Source organism: Prevotella sp. P4-119, assembly GCF_002251345.1.
In the GTDB taxonomy this organism is placed as follows: Bacteria; Bacteroidota; Bacteroidia; order Bacteroidales; family Bacteroidaceae; genus Prevotella.
In genome coordinates, this window is record NZ_NPJB01000022.1 from 1 (window position 1) to 24,381 (window position 24,381).

Consider the following 24,381-nt stretch of genomic DNA (forward strand, 5'->3'; position numbering starts at 1 on the left):
AGCCTGAAGGCTAGATGTTTTGGAGTAGCGAAGACAGAGTGAGAGTTCCATTTCATGGCACCTTTTCTCGCCATGGCAGAATTAAAGCGAGCTTTATTCTGCTCATCTGGCTTAACGAAAACGTTCGCTTTCACTATGCTGAGTCACGACAAAACAAACCATAGGTAAATCTTTGGAGGAAATCTTTTTTAAGATGTTGCTTCGCAAGAAATAATCTGTAATTCAAGGAGGCAGTAAACGAATCCTTAACAAAAATCTCAACTTAAAATGCGCTCGAGTTCCTCGCTTCTGGGAAGGACTTTATTATGGATCGCATCAGAGATGCTCGAAATCTTAACGAAAATCTTTAGAATAATCTTTAACTGAAATCTTTCTCCGTGTACTCCGTGTGCTCCGTGGATTTTTTTTAGTTGCCTACGCCGTGTCGTCCGTGTGACATTTTCCGTGTGCTATTGGCGGAGAGAACCGCATACGAGTCCTCTTCCGTGTGTACCCACATAAACGCGGCCGTATTCTTGCATGTCTCCGCAAATGTGGAGGACAAGACCATACTGGTGGTTGTCATCGTTGATGCGCACCCAGTTGTTGCCAGAGTCGTCAGAACGGAAGAAACCATAGACGCCATCTACTACACCTATTATATATAGGGCGGGATAGCCATCTTCTATGCGTGACTTGCCAAAACCGAAAGCATAGAGGGTGCTGACATGAGGCATGGCACCCACGGCCTGTAAGTCAGCGTTGAGATGATACAGTCCGTCGTAGGCGGCAAGCCATAGGTCGCCTTCGCGGTCGGGCATGGCGTATATGCGATCTTGACCGCCCCGATTGTCGCCCCGTTTTTTCTTTTCGGTGGTTCGCAATGTGATGTTGAGCGGTTTTGAAGTGAAGGTTCTACCCGCATCTATACTGGTATAGAGTGTTTTGTTGATCACATCGACAGCATAGAAGCGTTGTGGATTTACTTTGTCGGCGATGACTTTGATGTTTTTGGGGAGACCTTGACATGTGTTCCACGATTCCCCTTTGTCGGTAGTGAATGAGGGTAGGGCACCGCGCGGCGTCCATATCCATACCGAGGCATCGGCATTGACAGCGATGTGTCCGCTCTCCGCTTTTTCTACAGGAGCATTTGCGCATGGCTTCCATGTGCGTCCGCCATCTTCAGAATACGAGATAGGTGGAATGTCGAATAGATGGTTGAAGATGACACCCACGCGCACCATGACGTCAGGTTTGTTCCATGCGCCAGTTACTCCGTCGGTATTGCCGAAATATGGAGCGTAGTGCATGCCCTCCGGTACTGGTTTGGTGATGTCGAAATGCGTATATCCGCCGTAGTCTCCCACACCGCTTACTATGCTTGCTCCCGTTGGAGGAGCATAGAGTTCGAGGGGTACAGTTTCCTCAACTCCCTTAGTGGCAATGCTCCACACGATGGTGTCGCCCTGTCGTTCGCCAGCAGAGAGATTGAACGTTTCCCAACCTCCGAAACCAGTAGTGAAATAGGCATGATCGGCATTGCAGGGGTCGATCTCTATGTCGAACATCCAGTGGAGCGGTGCCATCTTCGTATAAGGAGCTTTGCTATGGTCGTATCTGTAACCATGTTTGAAGAGTGGTATCCATTGTTTACCGCCATCGGTACTGCGAAACATTTCCTCGTCACCGTAGCCGTATTTCTTCCCTAGTCCGTGTGTGCTTACAATGATATGTTGCGGATGGTGTGCATCGACAGCAACTGCAGCATATCCGAATCCCGATTTCTTGCCCTTGTCGAATTTCAAAGGAGAGATGTCCGTCCATGTGTTCTTCTTGATATCGTAAGCCCACAGTGCGCCATCGGTCATGGGTGACGGTCCTGGCGAATCGGCATAACTGATATACAGTTTTCTGTCGGCAGCCATGACCATGTGGGTGGGGCGCAGTCCGACGGGTTGATTGTCAACGGCTTTCCAACTCTTTCCGGCATCGCGGCTGACAAAAATGCTCTGTCGGTCTTTGAGCGAAACAGCCACAAAGATATTCTTTGCATCGTTGCCTTTCTTCTCTTTTTTGTCGAATACAACGGCAATGATGCCGCTGCCTCTGTTCATGCGGTTTTGGGGATTGGAGAAGTCCGTCTGTTCTGTGACATCAGGAAAAGTGTCCACGCGCTTCCATGTCATTCCTTCGTCAACCGACCTCCAGAGTCCGTTGAGCCGTGTTCCGAAGTAGATATTGCGTGAATTGAGCGGATCAACCATCATTCGTTCGCCGTTGCCACGTCCGTTCTCGTTGCCTCCCATGGCAATGGGCACTTTCACCTCGATGAATGATCTGCCTCCGTCGTTTGATTTCAGAATACTTCCCGTCTTAATTGTATAAGTGCCACAGGCCAGATACACCTTTTGGTCATTGTTGGGGTCGATAGCCACGCTCTCCACCCCTTGCAGATTTTGATTGTCGAGCGACACCCAGTCGAGCATCTGTATCCACTCTTTGTTGACCGCATCCCATCGGTATGCGCCTCCCATATCTGTTCTGCAGAAGCGTACGTCAGGGTTAGTCGGATGAAGAATAAACCCATCTACGAATCCTCCGCCGACGATAGGTACATTCTTCCATTGGTATTGTTGTGCTGAAGCAGTCATGCCTGTCAACAGGCAAGCGATGGTTAACAGAAAGTGTTTCTTCATATTCCTGAATATCATGTTGGGTTATTAGTATTGGGCTGTAAAGGTAGTCATTATTCTGAAGAAAACCACAAAACTTTGTGTGAAAAATGCAAAAAAGCTTTTGATGGGATGTTGCTTCGCTTTTTTATCATCGTATGATCGTATGATCGGAATTTAAACGGATTTTTTGGGGGGGTGCCTACGGCAAGAAATCTTTGGAGGAAATCTTTTTTTAAATATGGCCTTTGGCCAGAAATCAATCATCGGATCATTGGAATTTAAACGGAACTTAGACGGATTTTTTTGGGGGTTGCCTACGGCAAGAAATCTTTGGAGGAAATCTTTTTTTTATATGGCCTTTGGCCAGAAATCAATCATCGGATCATCGGAATTTATACGGATATTACGGATATACGGAATTATGGCGGGCTGAAAGCCCAATGGTTTCCTTAGCCCAGGGTAACACCCTGGGGGGCTTTGTATTATTTAGCCAACGTCCTGTAAGGACAAAAGTAATTACCTGGTAGGCTGGAAACAAAATCTTTAACGAAAATCCTAACTGAAAATGCGCAACAGTACGTTGCTTTTGGGAGCGATTTAATATGGATCGCATCGGAGATGCTCGAAATCTTAACTAGAATCTCGAATAAAAATTTTTAACTAGAATCTTTTCCGTGATTTCTGTGATTTCCGTGTGACATTAAAAAAAATCCGTGTTCTTCGTGTGTTCCGTGGATTTTTTGGGGTTGCTTCGCAAGATGTTTTGGGGGGAAATCAGTTTTCGGGTATTGTATTTCAATCAAACACCCAATCAATCAAAAACCATCCGGCAGAAAAGGAATATCTGCCGGATGGAATATAGATGATAGGTTGTCAACGCTTAGAAGTTGTCTTTGTGGATTTCGAAGTAGGCTTGAGGATGAGCGCATACAGGGCAAACCTCTGGTGCTTTCTCACCAACTACGATGTGTCCGCAGTTGCGACATTCCCATACTTTCACTTCACTCTTAGCAAATACCTCCTTCATTTCTACGTTGTGAAGCAGTGCGCGATAACGCTCTTCGTGGCGTTTCTCGATAGCAGCCACCAGGCGGAATTTTATTGCCAAGTCAGCGAAGCCTTCCTCTTCTGCGGTTTTAGCAAATCCCTCATACATATCAGTCCACTCGTAGTTTTCCCCTTCTGCAGCAGCAGCCAGGTTTTGAGCGGTGTCTCCAATGCCGTTGAGTTCTTTGAACCACATTTTAGCATGCTCTTTCTCGTTGTCGGCAGTTTTTTGAAAGAGTTCAGCAATTTGTTCGAAACCTTCCTTTTTTGCTTTTGATGCGAAATAGGTATATTTGTTACGTGCTTGCGACTCGCCAGCGAATGCGGCCTCGAGATTCTTCTCAGTCTGTGTTCCAGAATACTTTGTTGTCATAGTCTTTATTGTGTTTAGTTTATATCATTGATGTTTATTGTTCACGATGCAAAGTTACGGATTATTCCAATAGGTTGTTTGAAAATAAAAGAAATCGAATGGTAAATAATGGAAAAAACATGAAAAAACACATGTTTTGCCATTTTTTTAGTATCTTCGCATAATGAAACAAACGATAGCAATCATAGGAGGCGGTGCCGCGGGCTGCTTTTGTGCCATAGCGGTCAAGCGCCTGTTGCCTCACGCAGATGTCACGGTCTATGAAGGCGGTCGTAAGGCGTTGGCCAAAGTGGCAGTGACAGGAGGTGGACGGTGTAATCTGACCAACTCGTTCCGGCAAGTGGAACACCTTGCCGCAGTATATCCGCGTGGTGAAAAACTGATGAAGCGACTGCTGAAAGGCTTTTCTGCTGCCGATGTCTGCCGATGGTTTGAGCGCGAAGGGGTGCGCTTAGTGACGCAAACCGATGAGTGTGTGTTTCCCAAATCGCAGTATGCGATGGAAATAGTAGATACGCTGTTGTCGCTGATGCGTCAGTTGGGCGTGACGCTGAAGTTAGGTCATCGTGTCAGCGCTATTGCCCATGAGGATGAGTGCTATCGGTTGACTTTCTCACCGGCCGATAACGTTCCGCAACCAACCGTTACTGCCGACATGGCGGTAGTGACGACAGGAGGCAGTCCGACGATGCAGGGTCTGCAGATGCTTGCCGGTTTGGATTTAGAAATGGTGTCGCCAGTGCCATCGCTCTTCAGCGTATGTGTTGCCGACCGCGCTCTGACCCAGTTGACGGGAACCGTGGTAGAACATGCGACCGCCGCCCTTCCCGGTACTAAATTCCGAGGCGAAGGTCCGTTGCTCATCACCCATTGGGGCATGAGCGGCCCTGCCGTACTGAAACTGTCGAGTCGTGCAGCACGCCATTTGCACGGCTGTGGTTATCAGCACGACCTTTGCATCAACTGGTGTGGAGCGATGACGCTCCCTGAAGTGGAGGCCATGATAGGGGAGATGAGTGTGGCACATGGTCGCAAACAGGTATCTACTGTGTATCCGCCCCATTTGAACAGCCGACTTTGGCAACTGTTGGTTGACCGATCGCAGATACGTGGCGGACAGCGTTGGGCAGAACTTCAGAAGAAACAGATCAATCGATTGGTGAATACGCTGACTGCCGATGTCTATCGGATGACAGGTAAGTGTAGGTTTAAGGAAGAGTTTGTGACCTGTGGAGGTGTGGCCCTTTCCAATGTCAACCTCTCTACCTTAGAATGTAAGCAGCATGAAGGTCTTTATTTTGCAGGTGAGGTGCTCGATGTAGATGCCGTCACAGGCGGTTTCAACCTGCAGGCAGCTTGGACCATGGGGCATACCGTTGCCGTTGCCATCAACAAGAAGTGCCATTGACCGACAGTCTGTCGGAGGCAAACGAGATGTAAGAATAGAAACAACCGGCCGTTCCTTCCCTTGGTCATGGGGCAGTGGGGCGGTCTAAAACAAATATGAAGATGAATATGAAGAAAACACTGATGTGGATGATGCTGATGCTGACCGGCACCGCCACGCTATCGGCACAGACCGCTGCCGACACTACGCAACACGAGGTGGTGATGGAAACCACCATGGGTACCATTGTTCTGCGGCTTTACAACGACACCCCCTTACACCGCGACAATTTCTTGGATCGGGTGCGAACGGGCTATTATAATGGCTGCACGTTTCAGCGTGTCATTCGTAATTTCATGATTCAAGCCGGCAATCCGCAAGCCCGTCAAGTGTCTGCCGGCGATACAGTGCAGTATGATGTGGAGCGCCGTGTGCCTGCAGAAATCCGTTATCCGGCGCATTATCATCGTCGCGGACAACTCTGTGCCGCGCGCGAGGGAGATGATACCAATCCTGAGTTTGCCTCCTCGTCGCATGATTTCTACATCACGTGGGGTCGCAATTTCTCGCCTCGGCAGATGGAATACTATGCCGACCAACTTCGCCGTGAGGGCAGAGCTTATGTCATTCCCGATTCAGTGATGCAACAGAACTATATAAAATATGGTGGTGTGCCCCATCTGGATGGCGGTTATACTGTGTTTGGCGAGGTCATCGAAGGACTGGATGTGGTTGATCGCATCCAACAGACTCCTGTGGATCACGACCATGGTGACCGTCCGTTGGAGGATGTGGTTATTCTCCGGGCTACTATTCGCAAGTGATATGCTACGGTTGTGAATCTGCAATCCGGCGCAACATAGAGCCCAATGGGTTTTCTTAGCCCTGCTGACGTTACTGTTGCCCTTACAGGGCGTATAGGTAAAAATAGGCATAGAACCCCAGGGTGTTACCCTGGGCTATGAAGATATTGCCCCGTTCGGGGCGTTGGTTGCAGAACGTGTGCATGTGGTATAATCACACAACCACAACAGGCCGAAAGCCCAATGGTTTTCTTAGTTAGGACATCGCCCTGCTGGTGAGAATATAATGACCGCATAAACAAAGGACAACGGGCTGAAAGCCCAATGGTTTCCTTAGTTAGAACACCGCCCTGCGGATGGAAATATAATGACCGCATAAACAAAGGACAACGGGCTGAAAGCCCAATGGTTTCCTTAGCCCAGGGCAACGCCCTGCGGATGTGAATGTTAACAAATTAATAAACGTCCTGTAAGGACAAAAGTAAAAATCATATGTCACAATCACTTTGCAAAATCTATTTGCATATTATCTTCCACATCAAGACATCTAGCCCATGTATTCTTGATGATGATCTCGATCGGGTGCATGCGTATATAGGGCACCTCGTCAACGATGCAAATTGTCTAAATATTTGGGTTGATGGCACAGGTGACCATGTGCATGTATTGTGTCTGTTAGGGCGTGAGATTTCTATTGCAAATCTCTTGGAAACATTGAAGCGCAATAGTAGCAGATGGATTAAATCATTATCACCACATTATTCAATGTTTGCGTGGCAGGGGGGATATGCAGCATTATCGGTCAGTCAATCTGTAGTCGATAAAACGTTAGCATACATCAAAAACCAGAAAGCGCATCATAAGAAGACAACATTCCAAGAGGAATACAAGCAATTCTTGAAGCTATATAACATAGAATATGATGAGAAGTATGTGTTCTCTGACTAGCTTGATTTTACTGTTGCCCTTACAGGGCGTATAGGTAAAAGAGGCATAAAAACCCAGGGTGTTACCCTGGGCTATGGAAATATTGCCCCGTTCGGGGCGTTGGTTGCAGAACGTGTACATGGGTAATAATCACACACCATTCGTGATGTTTTTCATCTGCAACAATCCGGCGTTGCAAAACGTGTCGTGGGTAATAATCACACAACCATTCGTGATGTTTTTCATCTGCAACAATCCGACGTTGCAAAACGTGTCGTGGGTAATAATCACACAACCACAACGGGCTGAAGGCCCAATGGTTTCCTTAGCCCAGGGTAACACCCTGTGGGTGTGTGGGGTTATTTTACCGAACGTCCTGAAAGGACAAAAGTAAAATGTTAGAAGACCTTTTCAATGAGTATATAACACAAATCCGCCCTCTTTCTGATGGAACGGGGGTGGACTTGTGTTTTTATTTATTGTTATTTCGGCAGATTGAATGCGCGACTCATCTCCTGCATTTGCTCCTGACTCATACCTTCGGGCATGAAACCCATGGCTCTTGCGTTGACATAAATCTTAGCACTCTTGGAGAGAACGTCAATCTGGTCGAAGGCATCCATCACATCGATACCTTTGGCAAAGACACCATGTTTCTCCCAAAGCACCACATCATAGTCTTCCAACTGATGGAGTGTGGCCTGAGCGAGCGTATTAGATCCCGGCAGTTCGTAAGGCACAATGCCCAGTCCGAGCGGACAGAAAGCCTTGGTTTCCGGTATCATCGACCAGAGCAGATTGGTGAGCACATCCTTGCCCAGCATCTCGCGGTTGTGGCTCATTGCTACCAGTTCGATGGGGTGGGTGTGTACCGTAGCACGGTAGTTGCTGCCTGTGGCAATGAGCTGTGCATGTACGGTGAGGTGGCTTGGCAGTTCGCTGGTAGGCATGACGGGCTCGTCGGCAATGATTACATACGATGCGCAGTCGTCGAGAATGCGTATGATGCTACCGTTTGCCATGGGCTTTCTTGCTAAATCGCGCATGCGCTTACCCGTACCTTTACAATAGAAATAGGTATTTTTAAGTTCAGGGAGAGTCACCCCAATGGGTATTGCATCGCTGATGGGAGGCATCTGCCTGATTTCGTCATCAACGAGTTCGGTGACATTGACGGTGATGTTTCCACCGTTGCGCTCTGCCCATCCGTTTTGCCAGAGGTATCCTGCCACTTCTGCAATCTTCTCAATTTCCTGTGTCAGTGCAGGACGTTGTTCCAATATACTTTTCATTTTGTTTGTAGATTTGTAGTTTGAATGGTGCAAAGGTAGTCATTTTTCTGATATTTAACGCTATTTGTTCATGATATTTCATATATTTTCAGTAATTTTGCGTCTCGAAGAAACCAAATACAAAACGACGATGAATAAGAAGGAATTACCTGTATTGCTGCTCACGGGTTATCTGGGCAGCGGAAAAACCACCTTGTTGAACCGCATCTTGACCAATAAGAAAGGCATCAAGTTTGCTGTTGTGGTCAACGATATTGGTGAGGTGAACATCGACGCCAACCTCATTCAGCAGGGCGGTGTGGTCAATCAGAAGGACGACAGCCTTGTGGCTTTGCAGAATGGCTGCATCTGTTGTACGCTCAAGATGGATCTCGTGGAACAGTTGAAAGACATTGCTGCCATGCAGCGCTTCGACTATATCGTGATAGAGGCGAGTGGTATTTGCGAACCTGCACCTATCGCACAGACCATCTGCTCCATCCCCACCTTGGGTCCGGAATATACGAAAGACGCGATACTGCGCCTTGACAGCATTGTTACCGTGGTCGATGCATTGCGTATGCGCGATGAGTTTGGCAGCGGTGAGGCGCTGACCAGCCAGAATATTGGTGAGGAAGACATTGAAAACCTGGTTATCCAGCAGATAGAATTCTGCAACACCATCCTGCTCAACAAGGCTTCTGAGGTGTCGGCAGAGGAGTTGGAGAAGATCAAGCAAATCATCCATGCACTGCAACCCAAGGCAGAGATTATCACATGCGACTATGGTGACGTGGATTTGGATAAACTGGTGAACACCCACGGTTTTGACTTTGATGCCGTAGCCACGTCGGCTGCGTGGATTGACGAGATAGAACATCACCATGAAGATGATGACGACGAAGAAGAAGAACATCACCACCACCATCATGACGACGATGATGACAACGAGGAAGAACATCACCACCACCATCATGACGATGATGACGACGACGAAGAAGAACATCACCACCACCATCATCACCACCACCACGACCATAAAGGCGGCGAAGTGGAAGAGTATGGCATTGGCAGTTTTGTGTATTATGCCCGCAAACCTTTCGACATCAACTACTTCGATAATTTTGTTGCGCGGCAGTGGCCCAAGGGCGTTATCCGCTGCAAAGGCATCTGCTGGTTTGTCGATGAGCCCGACCGCTGTTATGTGTTTGAGCAGGCAGGCCGCCAGATGGGACTTCAGGGAGCCGGTCAATGGTATGCTACCATGCCCGAAGACGAGTTGCGCGACATGATGGCGATGAACGAAGACTTGCGTCGCGACTGGAATCCGATGTATGGCGACCGCATGCAGAAACTGGTGTTTATCGGTCAGCACATGGATCGCAAAGCCATTACCGATGCGCTCGATTTCTGCCTGAGCGACAAGGTGACGTGGTAATCGCACGTGATAAGACTTACAAGTCGGAGATCGGTTAGTGTGCCGCTCTCCGATTTTTTTTTGTTTACCCTCTTTTCATATAGGTCGCAAAATACCTGTTGCATGTAGTCGTGGCAATATCCTACAGCGTGTCGGTGGACGTCAATCAAATAGCTTATGAATAAAAAAAACAGCCCAGTTTTTGTAGATTTCCCAGATTATTTCATATATTTGCAAAATAATTGCTCCAACAGAGTCATTGGCAATTAAAAATACTACTATCCTGCATGTCAGACAAGAATATTATATATAAGGTGTATCGATTCTATCGAGATGGATTTCGCAGCATGACCATAGGTCGCACGCTGTGGACCGTTATCATCATCAAACTCATTGTGATATTCGCCGTGTTGAAGTTGTTTTTCTTCCCCGATGTGGTGGGCAGACAAGCCAAAAACGGCGACCGCGCCACATTTGTGGCAGGCGAACTGACGCGCCGGTAGGTATCTGTGCTGACAATACAGCCTGACAGTGAAGCAAGCAAATAGAAAAATAATCAATAATAAAAAAAATAAAGCTTATGAATCATCTTCTGACAATCGACCCCGCACTCATTGATTGGTCGCGTGCCCAGTTTGCTCTGACAGCCATTTACCACTGGTTGTTTGTGCCGCTAACATTGGGCTTGGCTGTAGTGATGGGCATTATGGAAACCATCTATTACCGTACGGGAAAACCATTTTGGCGCCAACTGTCGCAGTTTTGGCAGCGTTTGTTTGGTGTCAATTTTGCCATGGGCGTAGCCACAGGCATCATACTTGAGTTTGAGTTTGGCACCAACTGGAGCAATTATTCCTGGTTTGTAGGCGACATATTCGGCGCTCCACTTGCCATAGAGGGTATTGTAGCCTTCTTCATGGAGAGTACGTTTGTGGCAGTGATGTTCTTCGGATGGGACAAAGTGTCGCGCGGATTCCATCTTGCATCCACATGGCTTACCGGTATCGGTGCTACGATATCTGCATGGTGGATACTTGTGGCAAACTCATGGATGCAGTATCCTGTGGGTTGCGAGTTCAATCCCGATACTGTGCGCAACGAGATGACGAGTTTTATGGAGGTGGCACTGTCGCCGATGGCTGTTGATAAATTCTTCCACACCGTCACTTCCACATGGATTGTGGGTGCTGTGTTTGTTTGTGCCGTGAGTTGCTGGTATCTGTTGCGTGGCAGAGAGAAGGAACTTGCACGTCAAAGCATCAAGGTTGCAAGCATCGTGGGACTGGTGGCTTCGCTGGCTGCCATACATACAGGCGATGGTTCTGCGGTAATGGTGGCAGAGAAACAACCCATGAAACTTGCTGCTATGGAGGCACTCTACGATGGTGGTGAGGGTGTCGGACTGACCGTGGTCGGTGCGCTCAATCCCTTTGCTCAACCCGATTATGCCCAGGGAGGCGAGATGCCTTTGCGCATAACTGTGCCTTACGGACTCTCTATCCTTGCCACTCATTCCACCGACGGATATGTGCCTGGAGTGAACGATCTGCTCAACGGCTATACGCGCAAGGACGGTACGCGCGAACTGTCGGCTGAGGAGAAGATGGAGCGTGGTCGCAATGCCATTGCCACGCTTGCCGAATACCGCAAAGTGAAAGCTGCCAATGCCAACGACAGCCGTTTGCCACAACTCGCAGAACAGTTGAAGGCCGACATGCCATACTTTGGTTATGGTTACATCAAAGACCGTGCAGAACTCGTGCCCTATATCCCCATCAACTTCTACGCCTTCCGCGTCATGGTAGGAGTGGGCAGTCTGCTGTTGCTGTTCTTCATCGTTATAGGTTTTGTGGCATGGCGAAAAGACATCACCAGGAGTGGCAGATGGCTCTGGATAACGGCTGTTGCGATGCTACCACTGGTTTATATTGCCAGCGAAGCAGGTTGGATAGTGGCAGAACTGGGTCGTCAGCCATGGGCTATACAGGATATGTTGCCCACGGTAGCCGCAGTTTCCGACCTGAAGGCAGGTAGCGTTTCGCTGACCTTCTTCATCTTCCTCGTGCTGTTTACCGTTCTGCTGATAGCAGAAGTCAGCATCATGTGTCGTGTCATCAAGAACTATAAGTCGGCACAAGAATAGAGATTACATCCAATATTCAATTTCCAACACTAAAAAAGAACACTGTTATGACTTATACATTTCTTCAACAATACTGGTGGTTTGTGGTGTCGCTGCTTGGCGCATTGCTCGTATTTCTGCTCTTTGTGCAGGGTGCCAATTCGCTGGTCTATAGTCTGGGACGTACCGAAGAGGGACAGCGCAAAGTGATGGAGTCCACTGGCCGGAAGTGGGAAATCACGTTTACCACACTCGTAACCTTCGGTGGTGCATTCTTCGCCTCCTTCCCATTATTCTACAGTACAAGTTTCGGCGGAGCTTACTGGCTGTGGATGATTATTCTCTTCTCGTTTGTGTTGCAGGCTGTGAGCTATGAGTTTCAGCACTGCAAAGGCAATCTGCTCGGCAAGCGCACCTATCAGTGGTTTCTTGTGATCAACGGCATAGTGGGTCCGTTGCTGTTGGGTGGGGCTGTTGCCACCTTCTTCAATGGGTCAAACTTCATTGTCGAGAAAGCATCGCTCACCGATCTTGGCGCACCGGTCATCAGTCGGTGGGCCAACGCTTCGGCAGGTCTTGACGCACTGCTCGACCCTTGGAACCTTGCATTGGGCTTTGCCGTGATGTTCTTGGCGCGTATCTTGGGCATCCTGTATATTATGAACAATGTTGATGACGAGGATATCCGTTCGCGCGGTTCAGTAAGACTGGTGGGATGTACGATACCATTCCTGGTGTTTTTCCTTGCTTTCTTTGTGCGCACGCTACTGAAGGATGGCTTTGCCGTTGACCCTGCCACGGGTGCTGTGTTTATGGAACCGATGAAATATCTGCACAACTATCTCCAGTTGTGGCCGCTCGCAGTGCTCACGGTGATTGGTGTTGTGCTGTTGCTCTACGGCGTGGCGCGCACCATTTTCAGTGCCACCTATGTCAAAGGAATATGGCCTGCCGGTATTGGCGTGGTGCTTGTGGTGTTGTCGCTGCTGTTGGTGGCAGGGTGGGGCAATACAGCCTACTATCCGTCGAATGCCGATTTGCAGTGCTCACTGACCATTGCCAACAGTTGCAGCAGCGAGTTTACGCTTCGCACCATGTTTTATGTTTCGCTCCTCGTGCCTTTTGTTTTCGGCTATATAGCCTACGTTTGGCGCGTGATGGACAGAAAATAGCGACGTTGCCGATAGGCTTTGCAAACATGCTAATATATCCGTGGCTTTGCTGCGGATATATTTTTTTAGGTGTTTGCCTATTGCTTGGCTCACTCGGCAATGGTCTGTTGATGTGGTTCAGATATTCCCTTGCTCGGCAATTTCAATGAATTTGCTGAGTAATTTCAATGAATTTGCTGAGTAATTTCAATGAATTTGCTGAGTAAAACAAATTAAATTGCTGAGCAAAACAAATTGATTTGCTGAGCAAAACAAATTGAATTGCTGAGCAAAACAAATTGAATTGCTGAGCAAAACAAATTGATTTGCCTTTAGAAGCATGCGCTATAGGAATGTAAGGTGTTGCTTGTTAGGTTGTTAAGCGACGCTTGCACGACCTGTGGCAGCACCACTTTCAACATCGGTCGAAACCCTATACGGCAAAAGCGCATGCCACAGACTATTGCTGCCGATGGACTGCAAGAGTTAAGTCAGCTGGTGACAGACCAACAGTCAGATGCATGTAGCTCAAGGGCGGATGAGATATGCGGCGAATACTCAGATGTAATACTCGGCAGAATCGACGAGGCCGGCACGTAGCGCATACTTGGTAGCCTCGTGTGCATTGTTGACACCCAACTTGCGGAAGATGTTTTTGCGATGGGTGTTGACGGTATGGAAACTGGAGAAACGGCGCTCGGCAATCTCTTTCGTGGTAAGACCGAGCGCAATATCCTTGAGGATCTCGGTCTCTGTGGGCGTCAGGCGAATGTCTTCCTCTTGCTTCTCCTGACTTGGCGCCAATAGCATTTCTGCCATGCGCTGGCAGATGTAGCGCTGATGGCGACAGGCGGCAGACAGACATTCGCGCACTTCTTGCAAGGGAGATTCCTTGAGCAAAATGCTGAAACGGGGACTCAGCGCCAGCAAACGGCGTACAAAATCGCCGGAAAGGTCGGTGCTGAACATCACCCATTGCACATCGGGAAAACGAAGATGCAGAATGTCGAGCTCGTCAACATCATTGACGTCAAACAGCGTATAGTCCATCACAACCACCGCTTCACTATCGTTTTTCAATAATTCAATAAGTCCGCATTTGTCTTCAGCACTATCCGTTGACCACTGGTCGGCCTGACTGCAAACATACAGAATGCCCGCACGGGTGATGTCTTGATTGTCGGCAAGGATGATGTGACAGTTCATGGGGCAAGAAACTATTGGAAGGAAGCAAGTCGCTTGGTCATCTGTTCGGACAGGCGCTCATGGCTGCGGCGCATGTGTGCATACATCACGGCATAGGCCGTAATCTCCAAAATAGGATAAACGTAGGGCACACCCAGCAGACACGACAGATAGACAATGATGGCACGGCTGTTGAAAGTCAGCAGATTGGTGTATTTCATCAGCGGAAGAGAACCTCGGCGGAACTCGTCGCGCAACGATTGCGGAATAGTGGCAGGATTGGAATAACGCTGGCGCAACTGCTCATAGAATGCCTGAAACTTAGGAGTGCGGTCTTCTTGTGATTTGCAGTAGCCGGCATAGTTGGAATAGAATAGGCGGGCAAACCAACGCTCTTTGGGCATCGAATCGGCTATCTTACGCTGTTCGGCAGAGTTGTCGAGCTCGCTGCCTTCCTTGCCTAACAGGAAGAAAAGATGAATCTGACGATAGTAATCGGCTAAGGAACTCTGACGGGAGTGGCAGCCGAAACCTGCCCAAGCGGCAATGGCAAAGGCTATGAAGTAGGCAGAATAGCCTATTTCGTCATAAAACATATTACCTGTGCGAAGGAAGATGGCTACGTAGATGAAGAGAAACCATACATCGCCGGATAGTCCATCGAGCACACGGCCTACAAGGGTTTTCTTGCCAGTAAGGCGCGCCATCTGTCCGTCGGTAGAGTCGCAGAAGTTAGCAAACATCAGGAGAATGACTCCTGCAATGTTGTGATAGAGGTCGGGGAAATAGAACATCACTCCGGCAGCAGCGCCAAGGAAGAAGGAAATGATGGTGATGACGTTGGGATGCACACCGAAACGGTTCCAGAAAAGCGCAAACGCCAAACCGATAGGACGTGTGAAATGCACATCAAGCCACTCTTCGGTATCGTCTGACTTGAAGGATGCACGAAGCAGTTCGCGGAAGGTTTTATGTTCGTTTGTCATAATCGTATTGTGAATGAGAAATATCTGTTATTGACCGGCGAGGAAGGCTTCTGCCTTCTTGATATCATCGGCATGGTCGATGTCGAGTACTTTGGAGAATGCCCAAGCCGTCAGCTGACGACCGTCGGTCAGCAGGGCACGCTGGAAATTGCGCATGCGGCTTTCGCCACGTTCCATGCAGCCATTAAGTGTTTCGATGGCTGACGAGGTGAGACCGTATATGCCGCCGGAGATGTAACGGGGATGCTCTTGATGGTCGAGAAAATTGAGAATACGGAGCGTATCGTCGGTTTCGACATAGAGTGGCTTTTCGTCATCGATGTAGTCGGTGACGCCCATCACGCCATCGGTATGTCCGTCGGCAATCTGTTGACGGAAGGCTTTCACGTAGTTGCTAAATTCTTCTTCGCGGAAAATGGTATCGACGGTGGTCAATACAAAAGGACTGTCGGAGAGATAGGGGCTGATGACATGGAAACTGTGCATCGAACTGGGAGTGCTCTGAACGCAGAAGCGCAGAGGAATGGGGCGTCCTTTCAGTCCGTCGCGCTGCAGTTCTACCAAGTGTTGAGCTACCAAAGTGGTGAGATCGTTGCAGATGACAACTATTTCTTCTGCATCATTATCCATGAAAACACGTATCAGACGGTCTATCAGATACTCGCCGCCTACCTTGACCAACGGTTTGGGAGAGTCAATTCCCTCGGCTGCCAATCGGCTGCCTTCGCCGGCCGCAATTATTGCATATTTCATCTTATATATAAATAATGTGTAACTTTGCAAGCGCAAAATTACACATTATTCGTGAAAAACGAGCAAGATACTGTCGTTTTTTATCTTAATACCAGTTTGTTGGTATATACATCGCCTGAACCTTTGACGTCGTGGCGCTCCCTTTGGGCTGTTCCTTCAATGTTGATATTGCCCGAACCGATGACCTGACTCTCGATGGTTCCGCAGTCAACGGCTTTCAACTCGATATCGCCCGAACCTTTCAAATCCATCCGTGTGGCGATGACTTGGTGCTGCGTGATGTCGATGTCACCCGAACCGATGAGGGAAAGATTGGTGTTGCGTGCCGTAACATTGGGGAGATCGATGTCGCCACTTCCGGAAAGAACCACTTTCAGATTGTCGCAGATGAGGCTCTGAAGGTCGATATCGCCGCTACCACGCAGATCAATCATCATATTGTCGGTATCGATATGACCGTTGCATTTGAAATCGCCAGAACCTTTCAAGAAGATGCCGACAAGGTCGGGAGAGCTGACGGTAACGGTTACATCGTCGCTATTGCCGACGTTGAAAAAGGTGTCGGGGGTCTTGATCATAATCTTCAACCGCTTGTCAGAAACGGAGGTCTCTACATTCTTAAGAAGCGACTGCGGGGCTTTTACTGATACATGATACGTATTGGCTTGTTGATAAACAACATTGACCGAACCGTAAATCTCAATGGCTTCAAAGTCTTTCACTTCGTTGCGAATGGTGGTAACCTGTGGCGATTGCGAGTCGGCGGTAATCTTCATTTCCTTGCATGATGTCATGGTGACGATGGCAGTCAGCATTAAAAACATGATTTTTTTCATAGTCTAATATTTTTTGTTTTTGTGATGTTTCTGACCTTTTGACGATACATAGTGTGGAAAAGTTGCAGGCAACCGATTTTTTTTCCGCAAGTAATGTGATTTTATGGAATGGGTCAGACAGCAAGGGTATGATAATCATATAGGGTGGAAATGATAAATAGAAATGGATTTTCCATCAAAGGAATAGGTGCAGAATGACAATCAGGGCTGGATTTCCAATTGTAGGAATCCAGCCCTGATAGGTGGTGTATGCAGAAAATGTACTGTCGATAGCGGTTAGAAAGTCATGCGCACCATGAAACGGATGCCGTGCTTGTGGGCACTCGGCAGGTCGTTGTAGTTGAGGCGGCGCACATATTCCACATGCATGATCTTGAAGATATTGTGAATACCCAATGCCAATTCCCAGTAGGGACGATGGGGATCCATGATATGCGAACCTGTGGGGAATGCCATCACGATAGGACTGTCGGTCTGCATGTTGGGGTTGTTCTTGTCGGAGAGTTCGCCCCACAGCATCTTCACGCCGATATATTCACGCCATTTCAACTTTTTGAGCAATGGGATGCGGTTGAAGATTTTACCGTTGAGGTCCCAACTGATATCGGCAGAAACATAGCGGTCGTTGAGAAACTCCATGTTGTTGATCAGGTTGAACGTGTTGTCCTGAATGATGTATGAGAGGTTGGTCTCAGGCATGCAGAGCAGCAGGAACGGCACTTTCTCCCATTGTATTCCACCCTTGAGATAGCAGTCAATCTTTCCCCAGCTGTTCATCCAGAAGCGTTTGTAAATGCCTGCTTCGGTATAGTTGTAGCTGTAGTCACCGCCCAATACATTCTTCAGACCCAGGGTGTGGCTGACAGAGAACACCGGTGCATCAAGATTGATCTTCAAACGGCGCTGTTTGGTATTGATATAGGTGGCACCGGGACAATACTCCAGAGCGGCACGTATTTCTGTTGTGCGAATATGGTGAGATGGCTGAACTGCTGTTGTCGGATAGGGTGAAATGATGTTATCTTCACCGTTGCCAGCAATATTTTTCCATGCCGTGTATTCGTTCATAGGAGTGAAACGCAGATTACCGCAGGCTTCGTTGTCTTCGGTCTTGATGCTGAAAGTAGTCTTGAAACCGAAGTCTTCCTCACGTTCGAAGGTGATCTGCTGTCGGTTGTAGAACATCATAGCATCTACTTTGCTCCACTTGAATGCAGTAAACACGTTGTCCTTGTCGGTATGCATGAACTTGTCTGAGGGCGACATCACATCGTAGGTAGAGGTGAAACTCAGCGTGCGTTTAGGGAACTCACGTGGGAGATACTCCTTCTTGTTGAACGAGTAAGTCACTTCGCCTTTATAGTAGTTCTTGTGTGACTTCATGCCGTGGGCATAGTAGCCGGAGAAGAACCAATGCTTGTTGAGATTGGCTGTGGTCTGGGCAGAAGCACGCAGTCGCATACCGTCAACAAAGTTGTTGGATATCATGGTGTTGATAGGTCCGATATCAACTTTCGACGGATTGCCGGTCTCTACAAAGTTTTCGATGAGTGCCTTTGCACCGAAGATGATATACTTGAAGCCCTTGATGTTCTGCAGTCCTTTGATGAAGGCATCCATGGAATTCTCGCCTTTGGTTAGTTCCACCTGACGGTATTGAGCCCAGAAAGCATCGCCACGCATCATGGCATCGGCCTCGCGCACATCTTTCTTTTTGCCTTTGAAGAGCTGTTTGGGCAACTCATCGAAAGCATAGTCTGTGAGGCGTGTGTTACGTATGACAATGATTTTATGGAGGAAACTTGCAATCTTCATCTCCACAATCATGTCATCAACAGAGAGTACCCATTCGCCATTGGGCAACTGGGTAAATTCCTGATCGACACGAAGGTTTTCTACGAAATTGACGTCGCTGCGCCGCGGAATGGTCAGTTGGCAACGTTTCACCTGATAGGACGAGTCCTTCAAAATGTAGATGTCGCCACGGAATCCGAAGTCCTGCTGGTTGTTGGGAAGAAACTGCAGATGGATGCAACTGTCGCGATCTACCTTGACGGTGTCCTCTATATAAAATCGGTAGAAGCCGATGGCTCCTTTGCCAATAGGTGAGGTGAAGGGATATTGCAACAGTCGGATCTGGTCGTCGTAGATATTTACATCGGTGAACACATCTTTCAGCATCGTCGTGATGATATCGCCAGTTTGGAAAAGATCGCCTATTCCTGTAGAACTCTGTCCGATGATGATGTTCTTTTCATCGTGTGGCCTGCGGCGATAAAGTCGTTTGGTGACGGTCTCATCTACCGATAGGGGCAATATCAACTTGTTGTTATAGGGGCAGTTCTCAACCTGGTCGGTCAGCCATTTCTTGTTCTTGAACTTAGGGTTCTGGAGCATTTCCGGCGTTATTTCGTTGGCCGCCATGGTGAGCTTCTGATACTTATTGTATTGGTAGAAGTCGTTGTTGGCGAGGTCGGTCATCTTCTTGTGTTCGATGACCTTGCGCATCAGTTCTACTGCCGGATTGTTTTTGCGGCTGTAGCGTTGGCGCTTGGCACGGACGGTGACTCCCTTTAGCATCTTTGTATCGGGCTTCAGACGGATGTCGAGCCGCATGGGGGTGCGGTCAGTAATCTGAATCGTCTGTGAAATATAGCCTACGGCACTAAAGGTCAAGGCCCAGCCAACCCTCTTCTGAATGGTGTAGCGGCCCTCGATGCTTGATACAACAGCTTCTTTATGGGTTTTATAAACGACGCTCGCCATGGGTATGCTGTCTTTGGTCTGAGCGTCGATGACGTATCCTGAAAGCAATCCTTGTGCCTGCGTGGGCAGGCACAAGGACATTACTAATATTATAAAATAGAGTTTAATCGATTTCTTCATCGGCTTCATAACCACCCATTTCGCGGATAGCATTCTTCAACATGGTGTATTGCTGGTAGAGGTTGTTGACAGCCTCTTCGCCCTGAGTGTAGTCGTGCATAGGTGCTTTGAGGAAGAAACTCAGGAAGCGTTGGATGCCGAAGCGTCCTGCACGTGCAGCCAGGTCACTCAACAGAGTGAGGTCGAGCAACAGCGGAGCGGCGAGGATAGAGTCGCGGCAGAGGAAGTTGATCTTGATCTGCATGGGGTATCCCATCCATCCAAAGATGTCGATGTTGTCCCATCCTTCCTTGTTGTCGTTGCGGGGAGGATAGTAGTTGATACGTACTTTGTGGTAGTATTGAGTATCCTCATCGTTGCCGTGGCCGTAGAGGTCGGGCTGTACGTCTGGCTTCAGAATGGTCTCAAGAGTAGAGAGCTTGCTGACTTCCTTGGTGTGGAAGTTTGCGGGTTCGTCGAGCACGAGACCGTCGCGGTTGCCGAGGATGTTGGTAGAGAACCATCCGTTCAGACCGAGGCAACGTGTGCCGATGATAGGAGCGAAGCCTGACTTAACAAGTGTCTGACCTGTTTTGAAGTCTTTACCTGCGATAGGCATCTTGGTCTTTTCGGCGAGTTCCCACATGGCGGGAATATCTACGGTGGTGTTTGGAGCGCCCATGATGAAGGGTGCACCTTCGGTGAGGGCTGCGTAAGCATAGCACATAGATGGTGCGATGTGCTCGCGGTCGTCGGCCTTCATAGCTTCTTCGAGTGCTGCGAGTGTGCCGTGGATTTTCTCGTCAACGGGTACGTAGATTTCGGTAGAGGCAGCCCAGATAACAACGATGCGTGCGCAGCCGTTCTTTGCTTTGAAGTCGCGGATGTCCTGCCGCAGGGCTTCAACCATTTCCCAACGTGTTTTGCAGTCTTTCACGTTGTCGCCATCCAGACGCTTAGCGTAGTTTTTGTCGAAAGCGGCCTTCATAGGAACGATCTTTTCCAGTTCGTCGCGTACGGGCTCGATATCTTTCTCTTTCAGAACTTCAGCGTACATGGCAGCCTGATAGGCATTCTGGGGGTAAACATCCCATGTGCCGAACACGATGTCGTTCAGATCGGCGAGGGGAACGATATCCTTGTAGTGGAGATACTTCTTGTCTGTGCCACGGCCGATACGAATTTTGTCATACTGCGTCATGGAGCCGACAGGTTTGGTCAGTCCCTTGCGAGTCATGAGTACACCAGTCATGAATGTAGTGGCAACGGCGCCGCAGCCAACTACCATAATTCCCAATTTGCCTTCAGCAGGCTTAACATTAGTTTGTTTCATTACACTTAGTTTTTAATATATGTATTTTATATTATTGTTGTCTAACAGTTCTGTGAGGTTGTCGATAGCGAGATTGGCCTGTGATTCATCTACTGGGTCATCAGTCCATTGTTCGCCTCGTATCCATACGGTATTGCATCCTGCCCGATGGGCGGGGATGATGTCTTTGTCGATGCTGTCGCCTACTACGGTTACTTCGTCGGCTTTCATGCCGAGGGCTTCTACTCCGAGTTGGAAGATGCGTGGGTCCGGTTTGCGTACGCCGACCACCGCCGACTCTATGATATGGTCGAAGATGCCATCGAATCCGAATTCGCGGAGTACGGTTGAGATGTTGCCGTAGAAGTTGCTCACCAGTACCATGGGCACTCGCTCTTTGAGTTGCAGGAGTACTGCACGACTTTCTGCGGTGTGTCTGCACACCTCGGTATAAAGCAGGTCGAGTACTTGGTCGTGGTAGTTCAGACAGTCGAGATATTCCATCTCGATGTGCAGCTTAGAGTCGAGGGTTTGACGGAATGTGTAGTCTGGCTGTATGATAGGATTCTTGGCCAATGTCCGCTCGCCGTGCACGTATGCATCGCGAAAGCGGGCTTCGGTCACGGGTACGCCTGCCTGTTGGTAGGTGTGCCACAGTACTTTTCCCCAATGGCAGCCTCCGGTGTCGAGTGTTCCGCCATAGTCGAAAATATAGCCTTTCGTCTTAAGCATGTTTGTCAGTTCTGTCATTTCCTTTTTTTTATTGTTTGCAGTCCTGCCTTCTGAACGATGTGTTCTACAATGGCTTGGGCTGCTTCGGTCCGGCATCTTGAGAAACTGGGCCAGTCGTTGAAGTCTATCAATACGGGGGTTCCGTCTGGCTGTATGATGCAGTCACCTCCGTAGATGCCTGTCTGCAGTAGTGTTGCGGCTTGGTTGGCCATCTGCTGCAATTGTTTTTTGTCAAACGGATAGTGGGCGGGCTTGCCGTTGCGCTGTTCGTCGCCGAATTTGCTTTGCCCATCATCGCCTGGATAGTAGTAGCAGAAAAAGTCTGTATCGGTGACACCGTAAAACTTCACAAGGTCTCCGGTGATGTGTGCCCGTATGTCAATTTCCGTTATCCCCTTGGCTTTCATCTCATTTGCCGTGGTCATGGCGCTTTCGTAGTCTGGGCGGAACAGTACATCCGCTGATGTCTGCGCCGAAGCATCGCCTCGTTTGACCCAATAACCGTTGTTGCCTTTATGCGGTGCAACATTTATTCCGGCGCTTTCCAGCATCTTCATTTGTTGGTAGCGCTGACAGCAGGTGATAATGCCTTCCGGACTGTTGATGACGATGGCGCCTTGCTGTTGCTTTCTTTTAAGCTCTTGCAGCACCGTTTCGTCGCGTCCCATGGTCACATACACCTCTGCTTGAGGAAGCGGTTTTTCTTTCTCGTCTTCCGAATATGTTGCTATACGAAGCCCTTTGTCGAGCAATCTGCAACCGACTTCATGTAATATGGCCGTGTCCTTCTCTACGCTGTTGGGCGAATACCGATGGGCCCGGCTTATCATGACTATTTGACTGTCGTACATATTTTATATTACGCATTAAAAAGCATACAAAGATACTCCTTATTATTCAAATATAGAAAACTTTTGAACATTTTTTTGTTTTCTACGTAAAGTTTTGCCTTTTTTATTTATTTTCTTACAAAATAATGGCGATTATTGCCGTTTGTTGGCAAATAAACGGGGGCTGGCTGCAAAAAGGACGTGATGATGGATTTCGGAGTCTTGTTGCGTAGGGAAATACGATTTTGAAATCGGTTTGAAAATGTTCCGAAGCTATTCAGAAACCATCCCGGAGGCATCCCGAAGGCATCCCGAAGGGTGGCGGTAAGCATGTCAAGGCGATATGATGTCTCCAATTTACTCTTTTCTCTCGTTGAAAAAATCAATCCAGAATATGGAACCTTTGCCCATGACCGATTCTACTCCAACCTTGGCTTTCAGACTCTTTGCCAAATTGCGGCAGATGCTTAGGCCAATTCCCGTGCCTGGAACAAATTCGTTGACCTTCACGAAGCGTTCGAAAAGAAGGTCGTTGCATTTGTCAGCAGGAATGCCGATGCCTGTGTCTCTTACCCAAATGCTGATGCGATCGGTTTTCTTTGTGTAGCCCAAACGGATTTCTCCAGTCTCGGTAAACTTGACTGCGTTGCTGACATATTGATTGATAATTTCCTTTAGGCGGTCGTGGTCGGTTTGTAATAGGTGGTTGTTTGTATTATCAACAACAATTGTTAATCCTTTTTCTTTGCATGGTGTGGTGTATTTGTCGGCAATCTCACGCAAGACTTCCAGTATGCTGACGTCTGTATTTTCTATAGTTTGGTAGCTTCCTGCTTCCAGTTTGGAGACGTTCATCATGTCATCGAATAGGCGTAGCAGATGTGCATTATTCTGCTTGATGAGGTCTATCAGATTCTGGCGCTCCTCATCGCTCTGTGCCAAAGGTAGAATATCGCTAAATCCGACAATGGCGTGGAGAGGTGTGCGTACTTCGTGAGTGATGTTGGCAAGGAATGCTGATTTCAGTCTGTCGCTCTCTTCGGCGTGGTTGCGAGCTTCGAGTAGTTCTTGTTCCACCTGCTTGGTGGTGTCTATGCATGTGGTTGCTCCTACTATGGTTAGTGGGCGCCCGTTCAGATCCCGCTTCTCAATGGTGGCAAACATGGCAGCCCAATATTTTTTTCCTGCTGCATTAGTCATTTGGTATTCCTGATAGGTTTCTTCCTCGCGTCCTGCCGCAAGGTTGAGAAAGGCGTTGCGAACTGCTTGCACTTGTTCGGTGGCGATGTGTTTGAAAATCTTTTCTACAGGAGTTCCCTTTTGCGGTATGAAAAGGTCTTTACCTTCACGATAGTCGCTCTCTACGTTGATGGTCATCGAAGGTACGTCAACTCGCCAAGTGGAGAGCTTCATTGCTTTAAGCACCAAGTCGTATTCAATGTTGCCAACTTCGTCGGACATGGCCTCTACTTGAGTCTTTAATCGTTTGACTCTGCGTGTCAGCACAAACCAAGAAATTGCCAAAAAAATAATAAGTGGAATGCTTATAATCCATGCAAGAACATCGGCTGTCAGCCATGAACGGATAGATAGAAATATGGTGTCTGTTAGGTTTGTCATATTGGAATTGGCAATATTGCGATGGGCAAAATTACATAAAAGATTTAGAATAATGAAAAAAAACGGGAATTATTTTGCAATTTGCGGCATTTCAGTTAACTTTGCAC

The 24,381-nt window shown here is 48.2% G+C and carries 20 protein-coding genes; 8 read left to right on the forward strand and 12 right to left on the reverse strand.

All coding sequences use genetic code 11. The features are described 5' to 3' along the window. Window positions 1-449 precede the first annotated feature (449 nt). Both CIK89_RS01910 and rbr read right to left on the reverse strand, forming a co-directional pair. Window positions 450-2,678: an exo-alpha-sialidase gene (locus CIK89_RS01910; RefSeq protein WP_254046593.1), complete on the reverse strand. Its 2,229-nt coding sequence runs from the start codon at window positions 2,676-2,678 to the stop codon at window positions 450-452. Between the two features lie 859 nt (window positions 2,679-3,537). Continuing rightward, complete coding sequence (gene rbr / locus CIK89_RS01920; RefSeq protein ID WP_094389750.1) at window positions 3,538-4,077, reverse strand: rubrerythrin; 540 nt, start codon at window positions 4,075-4,077, stop codon at window positions 3,538-3,540. 163 nt (window positions 4,078-4,240) lie between these two features. Here rbr and CIK89_RS01925 point away from each other — a divergent pair, with 163 nt between their 5' ends. The 3 genes from CIK89_RS01925 (at window position 4,241) to CIK89_RS01935 (ending at window position 7,215) form a co-directional block, all read left to right on the forward strand. Continuing rightward, window positions 4,241-5,485 carry an aminoacetone oxidase family FAD-binding enzyme gene (locus CIK89_RS01925; RefSeq protein ID WP_094389751.1) on the forward strand — a complete coding sequence of 415 codons (1,245 nt, stop codon included), beginning with the start codon at window positions 4,241-4,243 and terminating at the stop codon, window positions 5,483-5,485. Between the two features lie 101 nt (window positions 5,486-5,586). Continuing rightward, a complete protein-coding gene (locus tag CIK89_RS01930) occupies window positions 5,587-6,288 on the forward strand; it encodes a peptidylprolyl isomerase (RefSeq protein ID WP_254046594.1) in 702 nt (233 codons plus the stop codon). Between the two features lie 471 nt (window positions 6,289-6,759). After that, window positions 6,760-7,215 (forward strand): transposase, encoded by a 456-nt coding sequence (locus tag CIK89_RS01935; protein ID WP_094389753.1) that lies wholly within the window; start codon window positions 6,760-6,762, stop codon window positions 7,213-7,215. A gap of 461 nt (window positions 7,216-7,676) precedes the next feature. Here the strand turns inward: CIK89_RS01935 and rhaD are convergent, their stop codons facing one another. Next, complete coding sequence (rhaD, locus tag CIK89_RS01940) at window positions 7,677-8,486, reverse strand: rhamnulose-1-phosphate aldolase (RefSeq protein WP_094389754.1); 810 nt, start codon at window positions 8,484-8,486, stop codon at window positions 7,677-7,679. Between the two features lie 130 nt (window positions 8,487-8,616). Between rhaD and CIK89_RS01945 the strand changes: the two genes are divergently transcribed. The 5 genes from CIK89_RS01945 (at window position 8,617) to CIK89_RS13415 (ending at window position 13,755) form a co-directional block, all read left to right on the forward strand. Further along, a complete protein-coding gene (locus CIK89_RS01945) occupies window positions 8,617-9,903 on the forward strand; it encodes a GTP-binding protein (protein ID WP_094389755.1) in 1,287 nt (428 codons plus the stop codon). 266 nt (window positions 9,904-10,169) lie between these two features. Continuing rightward, window positions 10,170-10,385 carry a DUF4492 domain-containing protein gene (locus CIK89_RS01950; RefSeq protein ID WP_094389756.1) on the forward strand — a complete coding sequence of 72 codons (216 nt, stop codon included), beginning with the start codon at window positions 10,170-10,172 and terminating at the stop codon, window positions 10,383-10,385. Window positions 10,386-10,462: 77 nt separating this feature from the next. Then, on the forward strand, window positions 10,463-12,025 hold the full coding sequence (locus CIK89_RS01955; RefSeq protein ID WP_094389757.1) for a cytochrome ubiquinol oxidase subunit I: 1,563 nt from the start codon (window positions 10,463-10,465) through the stop codon (window positions 12,023-12,025). 47 nt (window positions 12,026-12,072) lie between these two features. Further along, window positions 12,073-13,176, forward strand: coding sequence for a cytochrome d ubiquinol oxidase subunit II (locus CIK89_RS01960; RefSeq protein WP_094389758.1), 1,104 nt, complete (start codon window positions 12,073-12,075; stop codon window positions 13,174-13,176). Window positions 13,177-13,605: 429 nt separating this feature from the next. Continuing rightward, window positions 13,606-13,755: a hypothetical protein gene (locus tag CIK89_RS13415; protein ID WP_158214683.1), complete on the forward strand. Its 150-nt coding sequence runs from the start codon at window positions 13,606-13,608 to the stop codon at window positions 13,753-13,755. On the opposite strand, the gene CIK89_RS01965 is transcribed toward CIK89_RS13415, so the two are convergent. The 9 genes from CIK89_RS01965 to CIK89_RS02005 all read right to left on the reverse strand — a co-directional run bounded on the left by CIK89_RS01965 (window position 13,714) and on the right by CIK89_RS02005 (window position 24,274). Beyond that, the gene (locus CIK89_RS01965) at window positions 13,714-14,361 is read right to left on the reverse strand and encodes a response regulator transcription factor (protein WP_094389759.1); all 648 of its coding nucleotides are present in this window, start codon (window positions 14,359-14,361) and stop codon (window positions 13,714-13,716) included. The two genes, CIK89_RS13415 and CIK89_RS01965, sit on opposite strands and share 42 nt — an antisense overlap. An 11-nt stretch (window positions 14,362-14,372) precedes the next feature. Next, window positions 14,373-15,326, reverse strand: coding sequence for a CDP-alcohol phosphatidyltransferase family protein (locus tag CIK89_RS01970; protein ID WP_094389760.1), 954 nt, complete (start codon window positions 15,324-15,326; stop codon window positions 14,373-14,375). A 27-nt stretch (window positions 15,327-15,353) separates the two neighbouring features. Then, complete coding sequence (locus CIK89_RS01975; RefSeq protein ID WP_094389761.1) at window positions 15,354-16,079, reverse strand: sugar phosphate nucleotidyltransferase; 726 nt, start codon at window positions 16,077-16,079, stop codon at window positions 15,354-15,356. Between the two features lie 80 nt (window positions 16,080-16,159). Continuing rightward, on the reverse strand, window positions 16,160-16,915 hold the full coding sequence (locus tag CIK89_RS01980; protein WP_094389762.1) for a head GIN domain-containing protein: 756 nt from the start codon (window positions 16,913-16,915) through the stop codon (window positions 16,160-16,162). Window positions 16,916-17,191: 276 nt separating this feature from the next. Further along, the gene (locus tag CIK89_RS01985; RefSeq protein ID WP_094389763.1) at window positions 17,192-19,801 is read right to left on the reverse strand and encodes a DUF5686 family protein; all 2,610 of its coding nucleotides are present in this window, start codon (window positions 19,799-19,801) and stop codon (window positions 17,192-17,194) included. Next, window positions 19,785-21,113 (reverse strand): inositol-3-phosphate synthase, encoded by a 1,329-nt coding sequence (locus CIK89_RS01990; RefSeq protein WP_094389764.1) that lies wholly within the window; start codon window positions 21,111-21,113, stop codon window positions 19,785-19,787. The genes CIK89_RS01985 and CIK89_RS01990 overlap by 17 nt, the downstream gene beginning before the upstream one ends. Window positions 21,114-21,125: 12 nt before the next feature. After that, window positions 21,126-21,842 carry an HAD family hydrolase gene (locus CIK89_RS01995; RefSeq protein WP_254046277.1) on the reverse strand — a complete coding sequence of 239 codons (717 nt, stop codon included), beginning with the start codon at window positions 21,840-21,842 and terminating at the stop codon, window positions 21,126-21,128. Continuing rightward, window positions 21,839-22,675: a hypothetical protein gene (locus CIK89_RS02000; RefSeq protein WP_094389765.1), complete on the reverse strand. Its 837-nt coding sequence runs from the start codon at window positions 22,673-22,675 to the stop codon at window positions 21,839-21,841. The genes CIK89_RS01995 and CIK89_RS02000 overlap by 4 nt, the downstream gene beginning before the upstream one ends. Before the next feature lie 336 nt (window positions 22,676-23,011). Further along, window positions 23,012-24,274 carry a HAMP domain-containing sensor histidine kinase gene (locus CIK89_RS02005; RefSeq protein WP_094389766.1) on the reverse strand — a complete coding sequence of 421 codons (1,263 nt, stop codon included), beginning with the start codon at window positions 24,272-24,274 and terminating at the stop codon, window positions 23,012-23,014. Window positions 24,275-24,381: the final 107 nt, after the last annotated feature.

Coding starts and splice junctions, on each gene's coding strand:
- CIK89_RS01960 (WP_094389758.1), top strand. CDS start 12,073: ATGACTTATACATTTCTTCAACAATACTGGTGGTTTGTGGTGTCGCTG.
- CIK89_RS01955 (WP_094389757.1), top strand. CDS start 10,463: ATGAATCATCTTCTGACAATCGACCCCGCACTCATTGATTGGTCGCGT.
- CIK89_RS01985 (WP_094389763.1), bottom strand. CDS start 19,801: ATGAAGAAATCGATTAAACTCTATTTTATAATATTAGTAATGTCCTTG.
- CIK89_RS01935 (WP_094389753.1), top strand. CDS start 6,760: ATGTCACAATCACTTTGCAAAATCTATTTGCATATTATCTTCCACATC.
- CIK89_RS01930 (WP_254046594.1), top strand. CDS start 5,587: ATGAATATGAAGAAAACACTGATGTGGATGATGCTGATGCTGACCGGC.
- CIK89_RS01945 (WP_094389755.1), top strand. CDS start 8,617: ATGAATAAGAAGGAATTACCTGTATTGCTGCTCACGGGTTATCTGGGC.
- CIK89_RS01975 (WP_094389761.1), bottom strand. CDS start 16,079: ATGAAATATGCAATAATTGCGGCCGGCGAAGGCAGCCGATTGGCAGCC.
- CIK89_RS01990 (WP_094389764.1), bottom strand. CDS start 21,113: ATGAAACAAACTAATGTTAAGCCTGCTGAAGGCAAATTGGGAATTATG.
- CIK89_RS01925 (WP_094389751.1), top strand. CDS start 4,241: ATGAAACAAACGATAGCAATCATAGGAGGCGGTGCCGCGGGCTGCTTT.
- rbr (WP_094389750.1), bottom strand. CDS start 4,077: ATGACAACAAAGTATTCTGGAACACAGACTGAGAAGAATCTCGAGGCC.
- CIK89_RS01970 (WP_094389760.1), bottom strand. CDS start 15,326: ATGACAAACGAACATAAAACCTTCCGCGAACTGCTTCGTGCATCCTTC.
- CIK89_RS01910 (WP_254046593.1), bottom strand. CDS start 2,678: ATGAAGAAACACTTTCTGTTAACCATCGCTTGCCTGTTGACAGGCATG.
- CIK89_RS02005 (WP_094389766.1), bottom strand. CDS start 24,274: ATGACAAACCTAACAGACACCATATTTCTATCTATCCGTTCATGGCTG.
- CIK89_RS01980 (WP_094389762.1), bottom strand. CDS start 16,915: ATGAAAAAAATCATGTTTTTAATGCTGACTGCCATCGTCACCATGACA.
- CIK89_RS01950 (WP_094389756.1), top strand. CDS start 10,170: ATGTCAGACAAGAATATTATATATAAGGTGTATCGATTCTATCGAGAT.
- CIK89_RS13415 (WP_158214683.1), top strand. CDS start 13,606: ATGCCACAGACTATTGCTGCCGATGGACTGCAAGAGTTAAGTCAGCTG.
- rhaD (WP_094389754.1), bottom strand. CDS start 8,486: ATGAAAAGTATATTGGAACAACGTCCTGCACTGACACAGGAAATTGAG.
- CIK89_RS01995 (WP_254046277.1), bottom strand. CDS start 21,842: ATGACAGAACTGACAAACATGCTTAAGACGAAAGGCTATATTTTCGAC.
- CIK89_RS01965 (WP_094389759.1), bottom strand. CDS start 14,361: ATGAACTGTCACATCATCCTTGCCGACAATCAAGACATCACCCGTGCG.
- CIK89_RS02000 (WP_094389765.1), bottom strand. CDS start 22,675: ATGTACGACAGTCAAATAGTCATGATAAGCCGGGCCCATCGGTATTCG.